The 8,438-nt window shown below is 65.2% G+C and carries 10 protein-coding genes; all 10 read right to left on the bottom strand.

Going from position 1 to position 8,438, the window contains the following annotated elements; genetic code table 11:
* The gene (locus tag EN738_RS05840; RefSeq protein ID WP_127282881.1) at positions 1-1,158 is read right to left on the bottom strand and encodes an ABC transporter permease subunit; all 1,158 of its coding nucleotides are present in this window, start codon (positions 1,156-1,158) and stop codon (positions 1-3) included.
* A 97-nt stretch (positions 1,159-1,255) separates the two neighbouring features.
* Positions 1,256-2,290: an amino acid ABC transporter substrate-binding protein gene (locus tag EN738_RS05845; RefSeq protein WP_127282882.1), complete on the bottom strand. Its 1,035-nt coding sequence runs from the start codon at positions 2,288-2,290 to the stop codon at positions 1,256-1,258.
* Between the two features lie 88 nt (positions 2,291-2,378).
* Entirely contained in the window at positions 2,379-3,326 is a 948-nt protein-coding gene (locus tag EN738_RS05850) for a LysR substrate-binding domain-containing protein (protein WP_127282883.1), read from the bottom strand.
* 83 nt (positions 3,327-3,409) lie between these two features.
* Positions 3,410-4,159, bottom strand: a complete 750-nt coding sequence (locus tag EN738_RS05855) for an SDR family oxidoreductase (RefSeq protein ID WP_127282884.1) — start codon at positions 4,157-4,159, stop codon at positions 3,410-3,412.
* A 1-nt stretch (position 4,160) separates the two neighbouring features.
* Entirely contained in the window at positions 4,161-4,883 is a 723-nt protein-coding gene (locus tag EN738_RS05860; protein WP_127282885.1) for an SDR family oxidoreductase, read from the bottom strand.
* A gap of 279 nt (positions 4,884-5,162) precedes the next feature.
* Positions 5,163-5,951, bottom strand: a complete 789-nt coding sequence (locus tag EN738_RS05865; RefSeq protein WP_187331365.1) for a FadR/GntR family transcriptional regulator — start codon at positions 5,949-5,951, stop codon at positions 5,163-5,165.
* A 50-nt stretch (positions 5,952-6,001) separates the two neighbouring features.
* Positions 6,002-6,349 (bottom strand): RidA family protein, encoded by a 348-nt coding sequence (locus EN738_RS05870; RefSeq protein WP_127282887.1) that lies wholly within the window; start codon positions 6,347-6,349, stop codon positions 6,002-6,004.
* A gap of 13 nt (positions 6,350-6,362) precedes the next feature.
* Complete coding sequence (locus EN738_RS05875; protein ID WP_127282888.1) at positions 6,363-7,169, bottom strand: SDR family oxidoreductase; 807 nt, start codon at positions 7,167-7,169, stop codon at positions 6,363-6,365.
* Positions 7,162-7,974, bottom strand: coding sequence for a shikimate dehydrogenase (locus EN738_RS05880; RefSeq protein WP_127282889.1), 813 nt, complete (start codon positions 7,972-7,974; stop codon positions 7,162-7,164). Before EN738_RS05880 ends, EN738_RS05875 begins: the two co-directional genes overlap by 8 nt.
* Before the next feature lie 4 nt (positions 7,975-7,978).
* Positions 7,979-8,438 (bottom strand): NAD-binding protein (locus EN738_RS05885; RefSeq protein WP_148669471.1); only part of this gene is annotated, 460 nt, incomplete at its 5' end.

The raw sequence follows: 8,438 nt of genomic DNA on the forward strand, positions 1-8,438 counted from the left end.
TCATCCCCTCAGTTGATTGCCCTTGAGGGCAATAGCCTTGTTGATGCGGTTGAACACGGCGGCGAGGCTAAGGTTGATGGTCAGGAAGCCTGCCATCAGGATGCCGATCGATTCCAGGGTCTGGCCGGAGTGGTTGATGGTCAGCGACACGATCATGAAGAAATCGGTGAAGCCGATTGCGATGCCCATCGTCGTCGCCTTGATCAGCCAGACATACTGGTTGGCGAGGATCGGCACGCGCAGCGCCAGCGGCAGCTTGACCAGCGTGAACACCCGCCAGGGACTGAGGCCCAGCGAAAGGGCTGCCTCCACCTGGCCCTTGCCGACGGCCTTGAAGCCGCCGCGCACGATCTCGGCGATGTAGGAGCCGCCATAGATGGCAATGGCGACCGCGAGTGCGGAAAACTCCGGCGGAATGCGCAGGCCGCCCTTCAGGTTGAGGCCTTGCAGGGCGGGGAAATCGAGCAGCGGCGCATCGGGCAGACGGCCGATCATCAGGATGAGAACGACGCAGGACAGCGCCGCCGCGGCGCCGCCAAGCTGGACGGCGGAGCGCTCGCCGACCGGCTGGCTCAGCCGTGACGTCCGGCCCAGCCAGACAGGCAGCGCGATTGCGCCGATCACGGCCAGTGTGGCCAGCGCCATTGCCAGACCGCCGACATTCGGGATCGGCATATAGAGGCCGCGGCTGGTGAGCAGAAAGCCCCACGCCTCATGCGCGGCGCGCGGTGTCGGCAGATGGGTGATCAGCGCGTACCAGAAGAAGACCTGGAGGATCAGCGGGATGTTGCGGAAAATGTCGACATAGGTGCGTCCGAGCAGCCGCGCCAGTTCGTTCGAGGAGGTTCGCGCCAGACCGACGATCGTTCCGACAATCGTCGCCAGGACCAGCCCGACGCTGCCCAGGAACAGGGTGTTGACGATGCCGATAAGGAAGAACCACCAATAGGGATCGTTGGCGGTGGCGGGCAGGAGCGAGAAGTTCACGTCCCAGCCCGTCGACTTGTACAGGAAGTCGAAGCCGGAGGTGATGCCTTGCTCCGCCAGGTTGCGCCTGGCGATCATCGCGCAGGAAAGCACAAGTGCTGCAAGCGACCCGACATAGAGAACCTGCAGCAATGCGTTGCGGACCTTCTGATTCCTCAGCAGGCTGACCATATGCCAATCTCCCGGATTGCCGCCGGCCCCGCCCGGCAAGGCCGGGCGGAACTCACAGCGGGACGCGTTAGGAAAGGTCAGTCGATCACCAAGGGGATCAATCGATCACCAGCGGGAACAGGACGCCGCCATTGTTCCACAGGTTGGTCAGGTCACGATCCATCTTGTAGGGCGAATCCTTGCCGAGATCGCGATCGAAGATCTCCGCGTAGTTTCCGACTTTCTTGATCACGTTGTAGGCCCAGTCGTCGGCAAGCCCGAGACCCTTGCCCATGCCTGGCGCCGCGCCGAGGAACTTGGCGACCGCCGGTGACGTGGGCTTGGCCTTGATCTCATCGACATTCTTCGAGGTGATGCCCTCCTGCTCGGCGAAGAGCAGTGCGGTGAGCGTCCAGTTGGCGACGTCGACCCAGTTGTCGTCGCCCTGCCGCACGATCATGACCTCCGGCTCGACCGCGATCACGTCGGGCAGGATCACATGCTCGTCGACCTTGCCCTTGGCGACACGCGCGATTGCAAGCACCGGCCCCCATTGGGCGTACATGTCGCAGCGGCCCGAGAAGTATGCCTGCTCGAGCTCTTCCGTCTTTTCGATGACGACCGGCTCGAGCTTGATGCCGATCTTCTGGCTGTAGGCAGCAACCTGTTGTTCGATGGTCGTGCCGGCGGGGATGCAGATCGTGCCGCCCTGTGCATCCTTGAGCGACTTCAGGTTGAGCTCCTTGTGCGCCATCACCTTGGTCGTGCCGAGATAGTATGACATCGAGAACTGAAGCCCCAGTTCGGTATCGCGGCTCAGCGTGCCGCCCGAAGCCTTGACGACGATATCGACGTCGCCCGACTGAAGGGAGGGCCAGCGCTGGGCCCAACTGATCGGCACGATCTTCAGCTTCGCTGGGTCACCGAACACGGCCGTGGCCACCGCCCTGCAGAGGTCGATGTCCATGCCCTTCCAGTTGCCCTTGTCGTCCACCTCGGCAAAGCCGAGATAGGAGCCGTCATGGCCGGTGCAGTTCAGCACGCCGCGCGCCTTGACGGTTTCGAGCGTCTTGCCGCCCGCAGCCTCGGCCGGCGCAGCGAAATGAACGAGGCCAACGGCCAGGGCCGCAGCCCCCCATTGCATCATTTTCATGTTGTTGTCTCCACTGTTGAGGTTGTTCCGTTTCTTGTTTTTGTTGGAGCCCGAAACAGCGTTCGGAACTCGGTCGCGAAGCCGCCTCCTAGTCGGAAAGCGGGGTCGGTTTCGGCAAGGAAATCTTGAGGTCGCTCCGCCAATCCTGCTGGGCCAGCCACCGGTGCAGCGCGGCTACCGCCTTCACACGCAGATGCCCGCGCGGAACGACCAGGTAGAAGCCGGGCACCTCCTCCGGCTTCATATCGGCAATGGCGTCGCGGCCGATCGGCGCGACCAGCGCGCCAGACCGGAAATCCTCCTCGGCGTCGATGACGGAAACCAGGCCAACGCCGATGCCTTGCAGGGTCGCCCGGCGCATGGTTGCCGCGTCGTCGAAGCTGATGCTGCGGTCGCCATCCGTCAGCTCCACTCCGAGGTGGCGCAATATATCCGGCCACAGGCGCTTTGACTTGACCGTGTCAAGCAGCGTGAACTTCGTCAGGTCGTGCGCCGACTTGATCTTCTCGCCGATCGCCGGCGTGCAGCAGACGATCTTCGGATCCGGCACCAGCAGCGTCGTGTCGTAGTCGGGCCAGCTGCCGTAACCCCACTGCACCGTCATATCGATGTCGTCGCGGCCGAAATCCGGCAGGTCGACCATCGTCGTCAGGCGCAGGTCGGCGCCGGGCACGATCTCGCGGAACAGCGAAAGCCTGGGCAGCAGATAGTGCGTGGCGAAATACGGGCTCGCATTGAGGTTGATGCGGTCGCGGTAGGTCGACTTGGTGACGCGGCGGACGCCTTCCGAGAACTCGTCGAAGCCGGCCTTGACGTAGTGCGAGAGAAGGATCGCCGACTCGGTCAATTCGATCGACCGGCCCTTGCGCTCGAACAGCGTCACCTGGAGCGTGTCTTCAAGCAGCTTGATCTGCTGGCCGACCGCCTGCGGCGTCACCAGCAGTTCGTCGGCCGCTTGCCTGAAGCTCTTGTGCTGCGCGACGGCATGGAAGACCCTGAGCGCATTGAGCGAGGGAAGGCGAAGCTTGCCGGTCATCGTAGTTCCGCCTCCTCTTGCTTGAGACTCCGTCGATCATGCACTGCCCGTATTTCCGCTGCCGCCGGCTGCGGAATGTCACCTCATGCGTAGATATAACCGCCTGAAACGATTACGTTTTCGCCGGTCATGTAGGTATTCTTGGGGCCGCCCGTCATCAGCACCCACTCGGCGATCTCGGTGGGCTCGGCGCCGCGGCCGAGCGGGCTTGCCTTGGCCAGTTCCTCGAGGAAGCCGAGGGCTTTCGCCTTCTCCGTCGCCATGCCGGCCGGCGCCACCGAATTCACCAGGATCCCGTCCTTGGCGGCGTGATGGGCGAAGGACCGCGTCAGGCTGACGACGGCAGCCTTCGTCGCCGCGTAATGGGCGTTCTGCGGATGCGCCTTGAAGGCGTCGACCGAGGTCAGGTTCACGATCCGCCCGCGTACCTGGGCTTTCGGTTCCTGCGACTGCATGTGGCGCACGGCCGCCACCATCATGTGGTAGGTGCCCTTGATGTTGATGCCGTTGGAGGCATCCCACTCTGCGTCGGTGATCTCGAGGAGCGGGCGGCGCGGATAGATCGCGGCGCAGTTGATCAGCGTGTCGACGCGCCCGAGCTTCGAGACGATGGCATCGAACGCCGCGTGGGACTGAGGCCCGACCTGGATGTCGCCGGTCGCCGCCGCGGTCGGCAGGCCCTTGGCCTTTGCCGGCTCCAGCGCGGCCTCAGCCGCCTCCTGGTTGATGTCGATGATGCCGATCTTTGCCGCCCCAGCTTCCACGGCCATCCGTGCCAAAAGCGCGCCGAGGCCGGCGCCGCCACCAACGATGAGAACGGAAAGGTCTTTCATTCTATTTTCCTTGCTTGCTGCCGCTTGGGCTGGTCGGCCGGGTCGGCATGATGTCGAAGCGGGTTACGTCGGCCCAAGCGGGCAGGCCGAGCAGGGTGACGACCATACTCGCCACGTCGTCCGGCTGAACGGCGACGTTCCCGGCGTACATGGCCGCCCGGGCCTCGGCGTCGAGTATGTCCTTATAGAGCTGCGTCTCGACGCGACCGGGCACGATCTCGGTCACGCGGATGCCGTACTGGGAGAGGTCGGCGCGCAACGCGGCGGCGAAGCCGGCGATCGCTGCCTTGGTGGCCGAATAGACGGCGACTTTGGGAAAAGCCGCATGGCCGGCGGAAGACCCGGTGAACAGAATGTGCCCCGATTGCCGCTCGCGCATCTGCGGCACGACGAGGCGGGTGAGCAGGATTGCCGCGCTGACATTCACCTCGAGCGCGGTGTCGATGTCGGCGATCTTCATGTCGGCGAAATTGCCGAGCGGCGGCATGATCCCGGCATTGTTGATCAGCACGTCGATGGTGAGGTCGGCCACGACCGATTCCAGCGCTTCGCGGTCGGTGACGTCGACGGCGATCGGCACGATGCCGGGCCGTTCGGCCTGCAGCTCCTTGAGCGCGGCCTGGCTGCGCCCGACGGCATAGACGTCGTAACCCGCGTCGCTCAACGCGACCGCGATGGCCCGCCCTATGCCGCTCGTCGCACCTGTGATGAAGGCTGTCGTCACGTGGGCTTTCCCCGATTGCCTGGCTTTCAGTGTGCGGCTTCGACCGCTGCCGCGAAACCAAGAAAACCAGCAAAAAGGAAAGATAAACTTTCGAAGGCCTTTTTGGCGGCTGGAATATTCCAATGCGCTTGCGCGGCCGCGAAACCCGCAAACCCAAGCAAAGTAAAGCTTTCACCGCGTGAAGCTGGGCTTTCGATCGCCGATCGAGCAAAAACATGGCTTTCGCGAACGCCCGCCCGGCCGTGCTCGGCGAATGCGCGGCGCGTTGACGGCGGGGCCCTATCCGGCCGTCGGCATGGGCTTGTTCATTTCGGTGAAAAGCGAGGCCGCGGCCGCCTTCTGCTCGGCGTCCGTCGCCTCGACGCCCGAGGCCCGGGCGAGCGCGCGCACCCGGCCGAGACTGTTGTGCAGGTGCTTGCGCATGGCCTGGCGGGCTGCGCGGCCGTCCTGTCGTTCGATGGCATCGACGATAGCCTTGTGCTCATTGTGGATGCGCGCGTAGTAGCTGTCCTTGAGTTCGGGCTCGACCACGTAGCCGAGCTGGAAGCGCGGCACGATCATCGGCCGGAGATAGGCCAGGAAGCCGTGGATGAATTCATTGCGCGCGGCCTTGGCGATCGCCAGGTGGAAATCATAGTCGTAGTGGATCTGGACGACGGCCGGATCCGCCTGCTGGGCGTCGACCTGTTCCATCACGGCCCGGATCGCGCCCGCCTCGGCGTCGCTCCGCCGTTCGGCGCAGAGCCCGGCGGACTCCACCTCGACGCTCAGCCTGAGTTCGAGCAGGGCGATGGTTTCCGGCAAGGTCCTCAACGCCTCGTCCGGGATCGAGAAATTGCGCGGCGCCGGCGTTTCGCTGACGAACATGCCGCGTCCCTGCTGCGGCACCACCATGCCTTCGGAGCGCAGCCGCGCCACCGCCTCCCGCACCACGGTGCGGCTGACGTCGTATTCGGCGCAAAGCTCCGCCTCGGTCGGCAGTTGCGCGCCAGGCAGCAGCCGTCCGGAACGGATCTTTTCAGACAGGCTCTCCGCCACCACGGTGGAAAGCGGCTTGCGCTTCGTCATCAATATCCCTCCCGCCAGATTCGGGATGATGCCCGAACCGGCAAGACCATTCAAACCGCCGCGGTCACGATCAGCTCGACCAGCATGCCGGGCCTGGCCATCCGTCCCTCGCCGGACGAGCGCGCCGGCGCATGCTCCTTCGGCACCCAGGCGTCCCAGACCGTGTTGACCTCGTCGAAGTCGCGGACGTCGTCGAGCCACATCTGGACGTGAAGGATGCGGCTCTTGTCGGTGCCGGCCTTGGCAAGCAGCGCATCGATCTTGCCGAGCACCTCGCGCATCTGGTCGGCCGCGGACTGGCCGGGCTGGGCTACCTGCCCGGTGAGATAGAGCGTGCCGTTGTGGATGACACCGTGATGGATGCGGGTGTCGAAGTCGAAGCGCTGGATATCGCCCACTGGATTGTCCTTGTCAGATTGCCGGCGTCTGCCGGATCGGGTTGCCTTGCAGATATTGCGCGTAGGGCGCCTGAACGAGCCAGCCGGCGTCGACGGGCAGGGTGACGCCGGTGATCGACGCGGCGCGCTCGGAGCAGAGGAACAGCGCGGCCTCGGCGACGTCGCGCGGCTCGACGAAGCGGCGCAGCGCGGTGGTCGCCTGTATGGCTTCGGGGTTGCGCTCGCCCTTGGCGATCTTTGCTTTCAGCCCGTCCGACAGCGTGTAGCCCGGGGCCACGGCGTTCACCCGAACCCCGTGCGGCCCAAGCTCGGCCGCCAGGATCTGCGTCAGCGCCATAACGGCGTGCTTTCCCGGCGTGTAGGCCGGCAGCGACAGCGGCGCGAAGGAGGCGAGCGAGCCGACGTTGAGGATGGCGCCGCGCCCGGCGGCCGACATCGACCGGCCGAAGACCTGGCAGCCAAGCAGCGTGCCGCGATAGTTGATCCGCCACAGCTTCTCGTCCTCGTCGAGGTCCTGATCGAGGACGTGCTTGCCGCTCTGCAGGATGCCGGCGCAGTTGACGACGACATGCGGCGTGCCGAACGGTTTCACGACGGCTTGTGCCAGCGCCTCGACCGAGGAGGGATCGCCGACATCGGTCTGGACGAACAGGGCGCGCGGCGCGCCGCCGCTCTCGCAGGCCTCGGCCGTTTCGTTGCCTCGTGCCACGTCCCGGCCCGCGACGACCACCTGATAACCATCCTCGGCGAAGCGCAGGGCGATCGCGCGCCCAATGCCGGAAGTGCCGCCGATGATGACGGTTGTCAAAGCCTCAGCCATGGTGGCGATCCTTGCGCTCGATGTCGAAGAATTCGGCCATGGCTTCGACTTGGAAATCCATCATCGGGCGTCCAGGCTGGATGCGGCATCCGATCTCTTTCGCCGCCTTGAGCAGCGCCGTCTCGGCCGGCTCCATGATGATGTCGACCACCGTCATCTCCGGTGTCAGCCTGCTCACGTCGAGCGGCAGCGGATCGCTGGCCTTCAGCCCTGAAGGCGTCGCGTTGATCGCCATGTCCATGTCGGACGGATCGGGCTGGCCGACTTCGATTCGGCAGTTGGGGAAGCTCTTGCCGACCAGCGCTGCAAGCTTCGCGGCGCGATCCCTGTCGATGTCGGCCAGGCGGATCTCCGCCGCGCCTTCCTCCGCCAGACAGTAAGTCAGCGACGCCCCGGCGCCGCCGGCGCCGACCTGCAGGATGCGCCGGCCGGCGATCTGGTGCCCGCCGGCCTTCAGCCCGTCGATGAAGCCGACGCCGTCGAAATTGTCGGCGTACCAGGTGCCGTCCGCCTGCCTGCGCACCGAGTTGGCGCTCTGCACCCGCGCGGCGCGGTCGTGGGCGGCCGCACATTTGTGGTAGACCGGGACCTTGTACGGCACCGAGATGATCACGCCGCGGATGTTCTCGGCCGCCGTGATGCCGGCCCAGAACGTGTCGAAATCCTCCGGGCGACAGCTCAGCGGCACCATCAGGCTGTCGAGCCCCTTCTGCTCGAAGATCTCGTTGAACATGCCGGGGCTCTTCGCATGCCCCACAGGATGGGCCAGCATCACGAAGACATCGGCCTTGCCGGTACCGCGCATCGGTTCATTCCTTTCCGGTTGACAGTTCATGGGCGCTGAGGATCTCGAGCGCCTGGACGAGGGACGAGTGGTCGGCCTCCGCGCCGCCTGCTCGGGCCGAACAGGCGTTCATCAGTTGCTGCGCCGCCGCCGTGTTCGGCAGCGCCACGCCAAGCGCGCGCGCGCTTTCCAGCGCCAGATTGAGGTCCTTCTGGTGCAGCCGGATGCGGAAGCCCGGCGCAAACGTCCGCGCGATCATGCGCTCGCCATGCACTTCGAGCACGCGCGACGAGGCGAATCCGCCCATCAGCGCGCTGCGCACCCTGGCGGGATCGCACCCGGCCTTGCTGGCAAAGACCAGCGCTTCCGCGACAGCCTCGATGTTGAGCGCGACGATGATCTGGTTGGCGATCTTGCAGGTCTGGCCGGCGCCGTTCTTTTCGCCGATCAGGGTGATGTTCTTGCCAAGCTTCTCAAGGATCGGC

It is taken from the genome of Mesorhizobium sp. M4B.F.Ca.ET.017.02.2.1, from assembly GCF_003998955.1.
Classification (GTDB): domain Bacteria; phylum Pseudomonadota; class Alphaproteobacteria; order Rhizobiales; family Rhizobiaceae; genus Mesorhizobium; species Mesorhizobium abyssinicae.